Here is a 15932-nt window from a genome sequence, read left to right on the forward strand (position 1 = left end):
CTATGAGCGCCGTATCTTCACCACTCTATGCTGCCATCGATCTCGGTTCAAACAGCTTTCATATGCTGATTGTCCGTCATGTTGAAGGCAGTATACAGACGATGGCCAAAATTAAACGTAAAGTAAGACTTGCCGCCGGACTGGATGAAAACAATTCACTCAGTCAGGAGGCGATGCAACGTGGTTGGGATTGCCTGAGTCTGTTCGCAGAACGATTACAGGATATTCCCCGGAAGAATATCCGCATTGTCGGGACAGCAACTCTTAGGACTGCTATCAATGTCGATGTATTTTTGCGTCAGGCCAATCAGATACTCGGCCATCCGATCGAAACCATTTCAGGTGAAGAAGAAGCGGCCACCATTTATAAAGGGGTTGCCCATACCTCCGGTGGAAGTGGACGTCGCTTTGTGGTTGATATCGGCGGCGCAAGTACCGAACTGATTATTGGTGAAGGCTTCGAAGCCAAAGCCTTAACCAGTTTAAAAATGGGCTGTGTCACTTGGCTCGAAAAACACTTCAGAGATCGTCAGCTCTCTAAAGAAAATTTTGAACATGCGATCGAAGACGCGAAAAAAATGCTCACGCCGATCCTGCAACAATATCGCACCATCGGTTGGGATATCTGTGTCGGTGCCAGCGGTACGGTACAAGCATTACAGGAGATTATGCTGGCTCAAGGGATGGACGAGGTCATTACCCTGACCAAACTGAAGCGTCTACAAAATCAGGCGATGCGGGCGGATCATCTCGAAGAACTGGAAATCGAAGGACTAACGTTAGAAAGAGCGCTGGTTTTCCCAAGCGGTCTGTCGATCCTGATTGCCATATTTGAGGAATTCCAGATCGAAGCAATGACACTGGCAGGCGGTGCGCTTCGGGAAGGTCTGGTTTATGAAATGATTGATGGATTACGTCAGGATAATATCCGAGAGCGGACAATCCACAGTATTCAAAACCGCTATCAAATCGATATGGTTTACGCTGCTCAGGTCTCAGACCTCGCCAGCAAATTGTTTGACCAGTGTGGTGGCACGGCATGGATCGTCGAACCACAGGCCGAAATGCTGCTCAGAGCTGCCGCACAGTTACACGAAATCGGTTTAGCGGTGGATTACAAAAAAGGCGGTGAACACAGTGCTTATTTGATCCAGCACTCGGAACTGCCCGGCTTTACCCGCGCACAGCGTTATTGTCTGGGTGAATTGGTTCGTCGTTATCGCGACAATATCACCTCAATGCCAGAACAATACGCTCTTTCAGGAGCCAGTAGTAAACGCTTACTCAGGCTCTTACGTCTCGCGGTTTTACTCAGTCACCGACGCAATTCGGCGCTCGAACCTCATGTGAAGCTGACGAGCTCGGAAGACACTCTCCAATTATCTCTTGCTGCCCAATGGCTCGATGCCAACCCGCTCACCAAAGCCGAGCTGGAAATCGAAGCAAACCGGCAAACCGATATGGGATGGCCACTGGAAGTCATCGCCCACGCCTAAACGACTAGATGGTTTTTAGCTCCGGCTAAAAACCATTTCCAAACAAGCCCCCGACTCACTGGTCCGTATTGAATCAACCCGCATTGTCTACCTCGATATTACGTTCGGGTTTGCTGGCGCACGCGATTGAGTACCGCCCGTAATTTCAAAGGTTTCACCGGCTTGGGTAAAAAACCAAATCCGTTTGACTGAATCGCATCCATCATCTCTTGTGTCCGGTCAGCACTGATAATAATCCCTTCAAACTGATGGCCGAAACGTAAACGGCACTGTTGCAAGACTTCCAACCCGGTACGCCCCTGATCCAACCGGTAATCGGACAAGATGACATCCGGTATCCATGCATCATCTAATGCTCTCAGGCTCTCGACTAAATTGGTTGAAGTGCGGATATCACATCCCCAACGAGATAACAGATCCGACATACCCACCAGAATATCCACTTCATTATCGACACATAACACTTTAATTTGCGACAAATCCGTCATGTCATAGGCAGCCGGCATAACTTTTTCTGCGACATCCCGGGGATGTGAGCGCGGCAGGGATAACGAAAAAACACTGCCATGTCCGGGCCACGAGCGCATTGAAATTTCATGTCCCAACACATAAGCAATCCCTTTCGATATCGCCAATCCGAGCCCTAGCCCCTGCTCAGAACGAACCTGCCCGCCACGATTAAACTCTTCAAAAATTTCATGCTGCTTATCCGGCTCGATCCCGATCCCGTTATCCCATACTTCAATCCGGATCTGCGTACCGACATGACGAATGCCGAGTACGACTTTCCCATGGGGCGCATAGCGGAACGCATTAGTGAGGAAGTTCTGAATAATCCGTCGGAGCAACTTCGGATCCGACTGAACCACCACCGACGAAGGGACCATCGTAAAATCGATATCCTGTTGTTTGGCAATCGCATGAAACTCGGCATTCAAATTCACCAGCACATCATGAACCGCAAAGCTGTGAATATTGATATCCAGTTTTCCTGATTCGAGTCTGGAGATATCCAGCAAATCCCCGATTAATTCCTCGGCCGCCCCCAGTGCACTTTCAATATGCGCAGAGAGTCGTTGCACTTCAGCTTCCCGGGCTATTTCCGACAGAGATGATGCAAACAGCCGGGCGGCATTGAGCGGCTGCATGAGATCATGGCTCACCGCCGCCAGAAAACGAGATTTTGAACGGGATTCACGTTCTGCCCGTTGTGTCTCCTGCACTAACTGGCGATTCAGTTTTTCCAGCTCCTTAGTCCGTTGGTGCACGCGCTCTTCCAGTGACTCATTGGCCTGCTTGAGGGCATCTTCCGCTTCCCGGAACGCTGTAATATCGGTAAAACTCATGACAAACCCACCACCGGGCATCGGATTGCCTTGCACTTCAACCACTCTCCCGTCCGGTCTGACTCGTGAGGAGGTATGCCGGGTCCCTTTCTCTAAGTGTTCGACCCGCTTGCGAACATGGGTTTCCACATCTCCCGGCCCACACAACCCTTGCCGTGCATTGTGGCGAATAATATCGGCAATCGGGCGGCCAACCTGAATCAATCCCTGAGGATAAGAAAACAGCTCCAGATACCGCTGATTCCAAGCCACCAGACGTAACTGTTTATCGACCACCGCCAATCCCTGCCCGATATGTTCAATAGCCCCTTGAAGCAGGCTACGGCTGAAGTCATACAGCTCTGACGCTTCATCCACAATCGCGGCAACTTCTTCAAGGTGCATGTTTTTCCCCTGCAACGCAGAAGCAAGTACTAACTTCGCCGAGGATGCACCAAAAACCCCGGCCAATACCCGCTCTGCATGACGGATCAGGGCCGCAGGTGCCTGCTGATTGGGTAAATAACGCTTGTGCTGCTGCACCCAGAATTGCTCGAAAGCCGTCTTCATCCGCCCTCGCCCGACAAAACGGGCGACCAGCATTTCCAGTTCCGCGACCGACACCCGGCTCTGGTAGAGCGTCATATTTTCGTTATCGGGGAATGGCGTACCGACAAATGTGGCAGACTGTAAGCGCTCACTCAGGCTCGGACGTGTGATGATAGAAATATTCCAATAACAAAGGGTATTGAGCACCACGCTGAGGATCATCCCCCAGTCGGACCTTGATATACCAAGACCGGCAATCGCCTCCGGAGGACTAATCAGCCAAATGAGCGGGTTAGACTGCGCATCACCGGCCAATAAATGGGTCTGAACCATTAAGGTAATCAGCCAGAGTGAAAATCCGACCGCCAAACCGACATAGACGCCTTTTTTATTGCCGTCACGCCAGTAGATCCCACCGATCAACGCCGGGGCAAACTGCGCAATCGCAGCAAAAGAGAGAAATCCAATCGCAGACAGCGACGGTACGGCATCCAAAACGCGATAAAATCCCCACGCACAAGCCAGTAAAACTAAAATCAAGCCGCGCCGGATTCTGAGTAACAAGCGGGAAAAATGACGATGGCCCTGATGAGAAAACCGCATCCGCCGGAGCAAAAAAGGCACCACCAAATCATTAGAAACCATGATGGTCAGTGCAATGGTTGAGACGATCACCATCCCGGTTGCTGCCGATGTTCCCCCTAAAAATGCAATCATCGCCATGAAATCAGAATCAACCGCCTTGGGGATACTAATCACAAATGTATCCGCCAAGCTAACATCTATCATCCCTTTGCCGACCCATGATATCGGCAGCACAAACAGCCCCATCAGAATCAGGTAAACCGGAAATATCCGCCGGGCCATATGAAGATCCTGCGGTTTTTCATTCTCAACCACCATGGTATGAAACTGGCGCGGCAGGCAGATGATCGCCAGCATAGTCAACACCAGATGAATGAGCAGGGTCGGCCAGTGCGGGGTAACGAACGATTCGAGCACAATATCACTCACATCGAATGATGTCTGATGCCAACCGATATAGACGATAAACAGGCCGACCCATAAAAAAGCCACCAGCTTGACCAACGATTCAAAAGCAATCGCCATCATCATCCCACGGTGGTGCTCGGTATTATCAATATGACGCGTCCCGAACAACATGGTAAACACCGCAAGTGCCACGACGACAAACCAAGAAATATGACTTTCCGTCAACTGCTCAGGGAAAGGAAAATCTGACGTCACGACATGGATTCCCATCGTCACACCACGAAGTTGCAGGGCGATATAAGGCAGAATGCCAACAACCGCAATCAGCGTTGCAGCCACAGCAAGCCCTTGAGATTTGCCATAACGTGCAGCGATAAAATCAGCAATGGAGGTAATATGTTCGCGTTTAGCAATCAACATCAGGCGGGCTAATATCCGCCAGCCAAAGACAAAGACGAGAATGGGGGCGAGATAAATCGGTAAAAATGACCAAGCATGATTGGTTGCCTGCCCGACTGTGCCGTAGAACGTCCACGAAGTACAGTACACCCCAATCGATAAGCTATAAATCCAAGGCCGGAAGCGTGCCAGCCAGTTCAGGTTTTTGTCACCATACCAAGCGATAAAGAACAGCAGTCCTAAATAAAGAAATAAAACCGGAATGACAATCCATGACGGCATGAAGTGCTCCTTAATCGCCAAGTCAGAAAGTAAGAATAGATGGCTTAATTTTCTGAATCACTGAAATCAAAACAATTTTATACCGAAAATCATTGACGTTGCAGCACGGTGACAACCCAATGAGATCCCATCCGCATAGATTGGTTGCTTACCGGGTTCTCCGGAAATAATAGGTGGACTGATAATGGTGGATATTTTCAGTCGTAATGGAAAAGTCGAGAATGGTTCCATCAGGCGCATTACTGATTGAAGTGACTTGCATTGTCGGCGTGCCTTCTTCGACCTTCAGGTAAGCGGCAATTGAAGCCGGTGTTAAAATCGGCAAAAAGGTAAAATAGTTTCCCTCAATGACGAATCCTGCCTCTTTCTCAATATAATCAAATTTTGATTTTTCCAGATGAGCAACAGACAAAGTGGGATAGAGTTTAACCGGGAGATAAGACTCTTCATAATGCACCGGCCGCTCATCAAGATAACGGACACGAATAATGTAATAGACCAATTCACCATGTTGAATCTTGAGTCGCTGAGCGACACTAACCGGAGCCGGAATCATCGAAAAGCTGAGTACCTGACTCGCTATCGATTTATTATTTTTCTGACTCAGTTCCGTCAGGCTGTTGAGCCCTTTATTCTCATGAGCTACCTCTTTATCGATGACAAAATTTCCGCTACCGTGACGGCGCTCAATCAGTCCATCCTCAACCAAACAATCAATTGCACGCCGGAGTGTCATCCGGGAAACCTGATATTCTTCGGCCAGCATCACTTCTCTTGGTAATGGCTGGTTCAAACAAAATTCATCAGAATTAATTCGTTTTCTCAAGTCATTGGCGATTAATATATAGATCACTTTTATACCTATTATTGTTTGGTTGTCTATTTCACAGAAACAAATAAAAATAATATATATCAATAAATTAAAATAAATATTCGATTTTAAAAATAAATAAAAACTAAACAGGTCTAATAAACAGAGTTTACTTATACAAAACATCCACACACTTATAAGTGATAAATATCACATTCCAATTCCCTGAACAGATAATTCTCAACTATTAATTTCTATTCTGAACTCGCCGGCAAACAAAAAAACAATCCAAATCGACGTGAAAATATATTCCCGAAACATTGATGTTTCAGCGGGATGACCAACCAGTCTCCCGATGCACATCGCTTCACCACTTGTTCGGTGAAGACTGAAACTTCAAATTCAGAGGATATAAAGGGAACCAATACTTCGCTTTACAGCGATAGCATACTGGAAGGGTAAACCATGTTAAGTCAAATACAGCGATTCGGTGGAGCGATGTTTACACCGGTCCTCCTCTTCCCTTTTGCAGGGATTATTGTGGGGCTGTCCATCGTACTAAAAAATCCTGATTTTATGGGATCACTTGCCGATACCAACAGCACTTTTTTTCAATTGATGAACATACTGGAGGAAGGTGGATGGACCATCTTCCGTAACATGCCACTGATTTTTGCCATTGCCCTGCCGATAGGTTTGGCGCAAAAAGCCCATGCCCGGGCCTGCCTCGTGGTATTTCTCTCCTATCTGACCTACAACTACTTCATTGCAGCTATGGCAGCCGTTTGGGGCAGTTACTTCGGTGTTGATTTTTCTCAGGCACCCGGAGGGGTCAGCGGCCTGACCCTGATCGGCGGCATCAAAACACTCGATACCAGTATTGTCGGTGCCATATTCATCGCCAGTCTGGTGACGTATCTGCATAACCGTTTCTTTGACACCAAATTGCCGGATTATCTCGGTATTTTTCAGGGAACCGCATTCATTGCCATTCTTGCTTTCTTTGCCATGCTCCCCTGCGCATGGGCCACATTAATGATCTGGCCGAAAATTCAGGCAGCTATCAGTTCTCTGCAAGGACTGATGCTGGCATCCGGCACTCTGGGGGTCTGGCTATACACATTTTTAGAACGCCTTCTGATCCCGACCGGATTACACCACTTTATCTACGGTCCGTTCATCTTCGGCCCGGTTGCCGTAGAAAACGGTATCATGATGAACTGGGCACAACACATTCAGGAATTCAGCCAATCGACATTACCGTTGAAAACGCTATTCCCCGCCGGTGGTTTTGCTCTGCACGGTAATTCAAAACTGTTCGGTTCAGTCGGGATTGCACTTGCCATTTATATGACAGCCGATGAAGAGAATAAAAGCAAAATCGCCGGATTGCTGATTCCGGCCACCTTAACATCCATTCTGGTCGGTATTACCGAGCCGCTTGAGTTTACTTTCCTGTTCGTTGCGCCGTTTCTGTTCGTCATTCATGCCATTCTGGCCGCCACCATGTCAGCCATCATGTATAGCCTCGGTGTTGTCGGCAATATGGGCGGCGGGCTGATCGAAATCGTCTCACAAAACTGGCTCCCGATGTACAACCATCATGCTTACGTCATGTTGACCCAGATATCGGTCGGGCTCTGTTTCACCGTCATCTATTTCTTCCTGTTCAAAATGCTGATCATCCGATTCGACCTGAAAACGCCCGGTAGAAACAGTGAAGTGAAGTTGTACAAAAAATCGGATTACAAAGCGAAAACCAGTGGCGAAACACATCCGGCCGACAGCCTTGCCAGTCGCCTTATCGAGGCCCTTGGCGGACAAACGAATATCGATCAACTCAATAACTGTGCCACACGTCTGCGAGTGACGGTCATCGATCCGATGCTGATTGTCGATGATCAAATCTTCAAAGATATGGGCGCACACGGTGTCGTCCGCAACGGCAAAGCCATACAAATTATTATCGGGCTCAGCGTCCCCCAAGTCAGAGAAGAGTGTGAGGGGCTACTGCATATCTGAAACGCGCAGCTTGAAAGAATCGCTGCTTCTCAACAAAGACATGAACAAACACATTTAAAGCACATAAAAATATGACCAAAAGGAGATCAACATGAAACAGTTTTCAATCGTCATTGCCGGTGGTGGAAGCACCTTTACTCCCGGCATCGTACTGATGCTTCTGGAGAACATCGACCGCTTCCCGATTCGTCGTCTGACCTTTTATGACAATGACGGAGCCCGGCAAGAAGTCATTGCTGAAGCCTGTAAAATTTTATTGCAAGAGAAAGCACCGCAAATCGACTTTTCCTATACCACAGATCCACAAACCGCATTTACCGACGTTGATTTTGTCATGGCACATATTCGCGTCGGCAAATATCCGATGCGCGAACTGGATGAGAAAATTCCGCTGCGACATGGCGTACTCGGTCAAGAGACCTGCGGACCGGGTGGCATCGCTTATGGCATGCGTTCTATCGGGGGCGTACTCGAACTGGTCAAATATATGGAACAATATTCGCCGAATGCATGGATGCTGAACTACTCCAATCCGGCGGCGATTGTAGCAGAAGCAACCCGGGCACTCTGCCCTCAGAGTAAAATTCTTAATATCTGTGATATGCCGATCGGCATCGAGAATCGGATGGCCAATATTCTGGGTTACTCGTCCCGTAAAGATTTCGAGGTGATGTACTACGGGCTCAATCACTTCGGCTGGTGGAAAACGATTACCAATAAGCAAGGGGAAGACTTAATGCCGAAGCTCAAAGCTTATGTCGCCCAGCATGGTTATGTGCCACCGACACCGGAAGCCGGTCAACATGTTGAAGCCAGTTGGAATGATACCTTTGCCAAGGCCAAAGATGTGTATGCACTCGACACGGAAACGTTGCCGAACACTTACCTGAAATATTATCTGTTCCCGGATGAGGTCGTTGCTCATTCCGATCCAACACACACCCGGGCCAATGAAGTGATGGAAGGCAGAGAAAAACATGTCTTCGGCGAATGTCGTAAGGTGATTGAGCAAAAAACTGGCGCAGGATGTGCCTTAGAAGTCGATGAACACGCATCTTATATTGTTGACTTGGCAAGGGCGATAGCCTTTAACACCAAAGAACGCATGTTACTGATCGTGGAAAACCAAGGTTCAATTGAAAACTTCAACACCGATGCGATGGTTGAAATTCCTTGTCTGGTCGGCAGTAACGGACCGGAACCGCTGCGGGTCGGGGCCATCCCGACCTTCCAACACGGCATGATGAGCCAACAGGTTGCCGTCGAAAAACTGGTCGTTGAAGCTTGGATCGAAAAATCCTATCAGAAACTGTGGCAAGCCATTACGCTCTCGAAAACCGTCCCGAGTGCTTCCGTGGCCAAGGCTATTTTAGACGACCTGATTGAGGTCAATAAAGACTTCTGGCCGACACTAAAATAACCCCGGTGCAATGTGGTGAATGGCTTTTTAGGTTAGATATTCTCTAGGCTAGATCTATGCCAGAACGTTGCCCGTGTCACGGGCAGCTCAAAGTCTCTTTACATGACGTAAAGAGACTTTCCTTACCCCTGCTCAGGCATGGAATTTAAACGGTGTTGCCGCACCGAACCACTCGGTTCGAGCCGGACAAACAGCGCCGCAACCCCCATCAGCGCCATCACCCAGAAAACTTGAGCGCCCCAGTGCTCAAATCCCCAACCACTGATTGCCGTCATTGTCGCAATCACCGCTCCCAGAGGAATCGCATTGTACAACGACTGCAATGCGATCATTCTCTCCGGTACCGCTTGTTGAATGTAACGAATGGTCGCCAGATGTGCGACCGCGAATGTCAGGCTGTGGAGTAATTGAATGAACACCAGTGCTGCAAGCTGCGTGGTGAAAGCCGTTAATCCCCAACGCACGACAACCGCACAGGAAGAGAGCAAAAACATCGCACGGATCGACCACAAACCGAACAGGCGACGACTGAGCGCAAAAATACAGATCTCCGCAATGACGCCCAAACTCCACAGATAACCAATGATTTCTTCTGAATGTCCGACCGATTTCCAGTACACGGAACTAAAACTGTAATAAGCCGCATGACTGCCCTGAATCAACGACACCAGCACTAAGAACTTAATCACATGCTTGTCTCTGAGCATTTCGATTAGTTTAGGACGTACCACCTCAGTTTCTGTTTGCGTCACCGGTTCGGGATTGGGTGCGCGCAGACTGATTAAAAATGTCACGCTCATCCCCAATAAAGCCGTATACAGAATCCAGTCATTGCCCCAATGCGCGACAATCCAGCCGACCACCAGCGAACCAACGATAAAGGCAACGGATCCCCACAGTCGAGTGCGGCCGTAATCAAGCATTTTCATATTGGTGTAGTAATTCGCTAACGTGTCCGACAGCGGAATGATCGGCCCGAAACAAGCATTAAACAGGACAGTTGCCAGCGCAATCCACAGCAAATGCTGCACGGCAAAAATATGCACAGCAATGAACCCGATTGCCAATAGGGTCAGCACTCTCAACATCGGCACATACCATTCAGCTCGGTGGACTCTCGGCGTCACCAGTAAATTGGCCAGACAGCGAGTACCGAATGCGAGCCCCATAATCAGACCGATATCGGTTGATGCGACCCCCTCACTTTTGAGCCACAACGCCCAAAATGGCGTATAGATGCCATAGACAAAGAAAAAACCGAAATAATACTGAGAAATCCAGCGGAACGGAGAAACACTGAGCATAACGACCTACTGATGCAAAAAGCGACGGATGACGGATGATGTAACTAACCGCGCCTATTATGCTTTGAATGCCATATAAGAAAAAGGGAATATTGCTCAACACTCTGTTTCCTCTAAGTCTGATATTTTCCCCTCACAATTCAATCCATTCAGGCATCGTTGATGACATTAGACCAAAGTCGTCTGGAGGCAAATCAGATTTCAGCCAAAATTAAAGCAGATACCCTTGCCCAGAAAGGTTGCTATGCCGGATAAGTTCAATCTTCAGTCACCCCCGTTCGATCGCCTGACCCCGGCGCAACAGCAGCAACTCCTCTCAGCGCTGGATGTCGCCTACTTTCGGTCGAGGGACACCTTGTTGCGCTGCGGTGAAAGTGGACAATATCTGCACATTCTCATCAAAGGGGTGGTTGAAGAGCGCTCAGAAGATGGTCAGGAAGTCTTTGCCCACTATGCGAGCGAAGATATTTTTGATGTCAGGTCCCTGCTGGAAGGAACGGTCAAACATCAATACGTGGCACTGGAAGATACACTGGTCTATCAATTACCCAAGTCGGTTTTTGTCGATTTTTATCATCAGAATGGCGAATTTGCCGCGTATTTCGACAGTAATCTCGCCACCCGCCAGGCTCTGCTGGAAAATGCGCAACAGCAGCAAAACCTCGCCGAGTTTATTCTGACCAAAGTGGATCGGGCGATTTATCATCCACCGATCATCGTTACCCCGGCACAAACCATCGCTGATGTCGCCGGGCTGCTCAAAGACAACAATAGCGATGCAGCATTAGTGCAACTGCCAGAGAACGACGTGCGACTTACGCAAACCACCCATGCGCATCCGTATGCGATTGTCACCCGGACGGACATGCTCCATGCTGTGACATTAGACGCGCAGCCGGTCAACACGCCGGTCGGTCAAATTGCAACCTTCCCGGTATTTCACGTCAATGACGGGGAATTTCTGTTTAATGCGATGGTGATGATGATCCGTAACCGGATCAAGCGGATTATGGTATGTGACGGCAACCAAGCGGTGGGCATGCTGGATATGACCCAGATTCTCAGCACCTTTTCCACCCACTCCCACGTGCTGACCCTGAGCATTGCCAGAGCATCCAGTATCGAAGAGCTGACTATCGCTTCCAACCAACAACACAAATTGGTCGAAAACCTCGTCAGCAATGGCATCAGAACCCGTTTCATGATGGAACTGATCGCCGCAATCAATGAACAGATTATTGAAAAAGCGTTTGAACTCACGGTGCCACCGGTGATGCAACAACAGTGCTGCCTGCTGGTCTTAGGTTCAGAGGGGCGTGGTGAACAGATTCTTAAAACCGATCAGGACAACGCGTTAATCATCAAAGATGATACCGACTGGCCGGATTGTCAGCGTGTGATGGACAAACTGACCCATACACTTCTCCAACTCGGCTATCCGGTCTGCCCGGGCAAAGTGATGGTCAACAATCCACAATGGGTGAAATCTCAACGGAACTGGCAAGCCGCTCTCTCCCAATGGGTCACTCAAGCCAAACCAGAACAAATTATGCATATCGCCATTATGGCAGATGCTCAGGCCGTCGCCGGCAATCGGGCGCTGTTGCACCCCATTCGGGAGCACCTCTCCGGGTTGATGGCCGACCAAGAACTGATCTTGTCAGCTTTCACCCGTCCTGCCCTGAATTTCTCCCTGCCACTGACCTTATTCGGCAACGTCAAATCCTCCAAATCAGGACTGGATATCAAACAAGGGGGGATTTTTCCGATTGTCCACGGCATCCGGGCCTTGAGCCTTGAGTACCGCATTGCAGAGCAAAATACCTTTAAGCGTATCGAAGCGCTCACCCAAAAACGGGTGCTGGAACAACAGACCGCAGACAATCTGAGTGAAGCGCTGAAACTCTTCTTTAAGCTCCGGCTCACTCAACAGCTTCAACAACCGGAGCGCAATAATCATCTGGACATCAAATCTCTCGACAGCACCGAACGGGACTTATTGCGTCACAGCTTGCATATTGTTAAAAAATTCAAGCAGTGGTTGTCGTACCACTATCAGATTAGAGAATAAGCCCATGAACCGAATCTCACGCCGATACTGGTATTACAAACTCAAAGATTCCGCTTACCGGAGCCTGTTCTTACCACCGGACCATCAGGAATTCGTCTCACTGGATTGCGAAACAACCAGTCTCAATCCGCAACAGGCAGAACTGGTTTCCATTGCCGCCACCAAAATTATCGGCAACCGTATTCTGACCAGTCAGTCCTTTGAAGTGAAGCTGTGTGCACCCAGAACGCTGAATGCCGATTCAGTCCGGATTCACCAGATCCGTCATCAGGATCTCAGTGATGGTCTGACAGAAGCACAAGCCCTGATCCAGCTATTGGATTTTATCGGTAATCGGCCACTGGTTGGCTATCACATCCGTTATGATAAAACCATTCTCGATATCGCCTGCCGCAAACATCTGGGTTTTCCGCTGCCGAATCGCCTGATTGAAGTGAGTCAGCTCTATCATGAACAACTGGAAAAAATGCTGCCCAATGCCTACTGCGACCTCAGTCTGGAAGCGATTTGCCATCATTTGGATCTGCCACTGCAAAATAAACATGACGCCTTACAAGATGCACTCTCTGCGGCGTTGGTGTTTGTCCGTTTGACTCAAGGTGATCTGCCCGCTTTCTCTTCCGCCTGAATGTTGTTGTCGTTTTCCACCGCAACCACTCACAACAAACCGAGCCCCCACTGGTGTGACACCTTGAATCGCAATGATTTTTTACTCACAGATCTCATTTAGCCTAAAGTCTAATTGTGCAATCTTGGTATCTGAACAAGAGTTATTACACCTAGGTAACCTCAAAGCACTCCGATAGGGTGAGTTCGAGTTCATATTTGGGTACAAGAATTTCAGATCCTCCGGAAATATTTATTATAAGCCCAATCAATCATGATGAACCGGAGCGGTCCCTGCATTCAAAAGGAGAAGAAGCTATGAGTGATGTTCATGTTTATCCGGTCAAGAACAATATTAAAGAACATACCCACGCGGATAACGACACTTACTTATCAATGTACCAACGCTCAGTAAGCGACCCCGAAGGATTCTGGGGAGAACACGGGCAGATCGTTGACTGGTTCACCCCTTACACCAAAGTCAAGCACACCTCATTTGATACCGGCCATGTGGGTATCCGCTGGTTTGAAGATGGAACCCTGAACGTCTCGGCCAACTGTATTGACCGCCACCTTGCGGAGCGTGGCGATGAGGTGGCGATCATCTGGGAAGGCGATAACCCGCTTGAAGATAAAACGCTCACCTTCAATCAACTCCATCAAGAAGTCTGCCGCTTTGCCAATGTACTGAAAGATCAAGGCGTCCGTAAGGGTGACGTCGTTTGTCTATATATGCCGATGGTACCGGAAGCTGCAGTGGCAATGCTGGCTTGTACTCGTATCGGTGCGGTACATACGGTGGTCTTCGGCGGGTTCTCTCCGGAAGCACTTGCGGGACGCATTATCGACTCCGACGCAAAAATGGTGATTACCGCAGATGAAGGCGTTCGGGGCGGACGAGCGGTACCACTGAAAAAGAATGTCGATGAAGCCCTCACCAACCCTGAAGTCAAAACCATCAGCAAAGTGGTGGTTCTCAAACGCACCGGCGGCAGTATCGACTGGCATGATCACCGGGATATCTGGTGGCACGAAGCCACAGCCAAAGCATCAGAGCACTGCCCGGCAGAAGCGATGAAAGCAGAAGATCCGCTGTTCATCCTTTACACCTCCGGCTCCACGGGCAAACCCAAAGGCGTATTACATACCACCGGCGGCTATCTGGTTTATGCCACCATGACCTTTAAATATGTTTTCGATTATCAGCCCGGCGAAGTCTTCTGGTGTACCGCGGATGTCGGCTGGATCACCGGTCACACCTATCTGGTTTACGGCCCGCTGGCCAATGGCGCGAAAACCATTTTATTTGAAGGCGTACCGAACTATCCGAACACGAACCGAATGAGTCAGGTAGTCGATAAACATCAGGTGAATATTCTCTACACGGCACCGACAGCAATCCGGGCACTGATGGCCAAAGGTAATGAAGCCATCGACGGCACCTCACGTGACAGTTTGCGCATCATGGGGTCAGTGGGCGAGCCGATCAATCCGGAAGCATGGGAATGGTATTATCGGACTATCGGCAATGAAAAATCCCCGATTGTCGATACTTGGTGGCAGACAGAAACCGGCGGTATTCTGATTACCCCGCTTCCCGGTGCGACAGAATTAAAACCGGGCTCTGCCACCCGACCATTTTTCGGTGTTCAGCCGGCACTGGTCGATAATGTCGGTAATCTCATTGACGGTGCAGCCGAAGGGAATCTGGTGATTCTCGACTCCTGGCCCGGCCAAATGCGCACGGTATACGGTGATCATGACCGCTTTGAACAGACCTATTTCTCCACCTTCAAGGGAATGTATTTCACCGGTGACGGTGCCCGCCGCGATGAAGACGGCTATTACTGGATTACCGGACGGGTCGATGACGTCCTCAATGTTTCCGGCCACCGCATGGGGACCGCAGAAGTCGAATCCGCACTGGTGGCATTCGATAAAATTGCAGAAGCGGCTGTCGTCGGGATTCCACACGACATCAAAGGTCAGGCGATTTATGCCTATATCACACTCAATGATGGCATCTATCCCTCTTCTGAACTGCATAAAGAAGTCAAAGAATGGGTGCGTAAAGAGATTGGTCCGATTGCCACACCGGATGTACTGCACTGGACCGATGCGCTGCCTAAAACCCGTTCCGGGAAAATCATGCGTCGGATTCTGCGTAAGATTGCCACCGGAGACACCAGCAATCTGGGCGATACCTCAACGCTCGCTGACCCAAGTGTGGTGGATAAACTGATTGCAGAAAAAGCAGCACTCAGTTAAAACCGCCTGAAGTGCAAACGAACGTCCTGAACCGCGAAGCCATCCCTCCGATGGCTTCACTTTTTAAGGCGACTAGAACAACACATGATCAGGTTTACCAACCATTCTCAACATTACCCACCTGAATGCATATCACAATTTCTGAATTCAATGCCTTTTTATCGCTAAATCACCATTCCGCTCGCACGAAAAAACCAATGTAATGGTTTCTTCTCACCGATGTTCGGTCTGTACCGTGACTCTCTGTGCCGTACCTCTGTAGACCGATTTGCTGTAGTTTCGACAAAACCATTTCTGATCTTCATGGTCATAAGACGATAACGACATAATTATCAATTTTCCGCAAAGCGCGTAAACCTTGGGCTCAACACCCTTTCACATTATCC

9 protein-coding genes are annotated in these 15932 nt (G+C 49.0%); 6 read left to right on the forward strand and 3 right to left on the reverse strand.

The genetic code is table 11. From position 1 onward, the window contains the following. Window positions 1–2 precede the first annotated feature (2 nt). Window positions 3–1496: a guanosine-5'-triphosphate,3'-diphosphate diphosphatase gene (gene gppA, locus VRK_RS18040; protein ID WP_059122897.1), complete on the forward strand. Its 1494-nt coding sequence runs from the start codon at window positions 3–5 to the stop codon at window positions 1494–1496. Between the two features lie 98 nt (window positions 1497–1594). On the opposite strand, the gene VRK_RS18045 is transcribed toward gppA, so the two are convergent. Both VRK_RS18045 and VRK_RS18050 read right to left on the reverse strand, forming a co-directional pair. Further along, the gene (locus VRK_RS18045; RefSeq protein ID WP_059122898.1) at window positions 1595–5044 is read right to left on the reverse strand and encodes a PAS-domain containing protein; all 3450 of its coding nucleotides are present in this window, start codon (window positions 5042–5044) and stop codon (window positions 1595–1597) included. A 148-nt stretch (window positions 5045–5192) separates the two neighbouring features. Then, entirely contained in the window at window positions 5193–5897 is a 705-nt protein-coding gene (locus tag VRK_RS18050; RefSeq protein WP_059122899.1) for a GntR family transcriptional regulator, read from the reverse strand. A 423-nt stretch (window positions 5898–6320) separates the two neighbouring features. Between VRK_RS18050 and VRK_RS18055 the strand changes: the two genes are divergently transcribed. After that, window positions 6321–7877 (forward strand): alpha-glucoside-specific PTS transporter subunit IIBC, encoded by a 1557-nt coding sequence (locus VRK_RS18055; protein WP_059122900.1) that lies wholly within the window; start codon window positions 6321–6323, stop codon window positions 7875–7877. Window positions 7878–7968: 91 nt separating this feature from the next. Further along, on the forward strand, window positions 7969–9297 hold the full coding sequence (locus tag VRK_RS18060; RefSeq protein WP_059122901.1) for a 6-phospho-alpha-glucosidase: 1329 nt from the start codon (window positions 7969–7971) through the stop codon (window positions 9295–9297). 122 nt (window positions 9298–9419) lie between these two features. Here the strand turns inward: VRK_RS18060 and VRK_RS18065 are convergent, their stop codons facing one another. After that, window positions 9420–10601 (reverse strand): 3-phenylpropionate MFS transporter, encoded by a 1182-nt coding sequence (locus VRK_RS18065; protein ID WP_059122902.1) that lies wholly within the window; start codon window positions 10599–10601, stop codon window positions 9420–9422. Window positions 10602–10845: 244 nt separating this feature from the next. Here VRK_RS18065 and VRK_RS18070 point away from each other — a divergent pair, with 244 nt between their 5' ends. The 3 genes from VRK_RS18070 to acs all read left to right on the forward strand — a co-directional run bounded on the left by VRK_RS18070 (window position 10846) and on the right by acs (window position 15546). Continuing rightward, window positions 10846–12672, forward strand: coding sequence for a DUF294 nucleotidyltransferase-like domain-containing protein (locus tag VRK_RS18070; protein WP_059122903.1), 1827 nt, complete (start codon window positions 10846–10848; stop codon window positions 12670–12672). 4 nt (window positions 12673–12676) lie between these two features. Beyond that, the gene (locus VRK_RS18075; RefSeq protein WP_059122904.1) at window positions 12677–13300 is read left to right on the forward strand and encodes a 3'-5' exonuclease; all 624 of its coding nucleotides are present in this window, start codon (window positions 12677–12679) and stop codon (window positions 13298–13300) included. A gap of 296 nt (window positions 13301–13596) precedes the next feature. Then, entirely contained in the window at window positions 13597–15546 is a 1950-nt protein-coding gene (gene acs / locus VRK_RS18080; RefSeq protein WP_059122905.1) for an acetate--CoA ligase, read from the forward strand. Window positions 15547–15932: the final 386 nt, after the last annotated feature.

It is taken from the genome of Vibrio sp. MEBiC08052 (assembly GCF_001506075.1).
GTDB lineage: Bacteria > Pseudomonadota > Gammaproteobacteria > Enterobacterales > Vibrionaceae > Vibrio.

Excerpts from the sequence above, each read along its gene's own strand:
- gppA (WP_059122897.1), top strand. The coding sequence starts at position 3 with ATGAGCGCCGTATCTTCACCACTCTATGCTGCCATCGATCTCGGTTCA.
- VRK_RS18045 (WP_059122898.1), bottom strand. The coding sequence starts at position 5,044 with ATGCCGTCATGGATTGTCATTCCGGTTTTATTTCTTTATTTAGGACTG.
- VRK_RS18055 (WP_059122900.1), top strand. The coding sequence starts at position 6,321 with ATGTTAAGTCAAATACAGCGATTCGGTGGAGCGATGTTTACACCGGTC.
- VRK_RS18060 (WP_059122901.1), top strand. The coding sequence starts at position 7,969 with ATGAAACAGTTTTCAATCGTCATTGCCGGTGGTGGAAGCACCTTTACT.
- VRK_RS18065 (WP_059122902.1), bottom strand. The coding sequence starts at position 10,601 with ATGCTCAGTGTTTCTCCGTTCCGCTGGATTTCTCAGTATTATTTCGGT.
- VRK_RS18070 (WP_059122903.1), top strand. The coding sequence starts at position 10,846 with ATGCCGGATAAGTTCAATCTTCAGTCACCCCCGTTCGATCGCCTGACC.
- VRK_RS18075 (WP_059122904.1), top strand. The coding sequence starts at position 12,677 with ATGAACCGAATCTCACGCCGATACTGGTATTACAAACTCAAAGATTCC.
- acs (WP_059122905.1), top strand. The coding sequence starts at position 13,597 with ATGAGTGATGTTCATGTTTATCCGGTCAAGAACAATATTAAAGAACAT.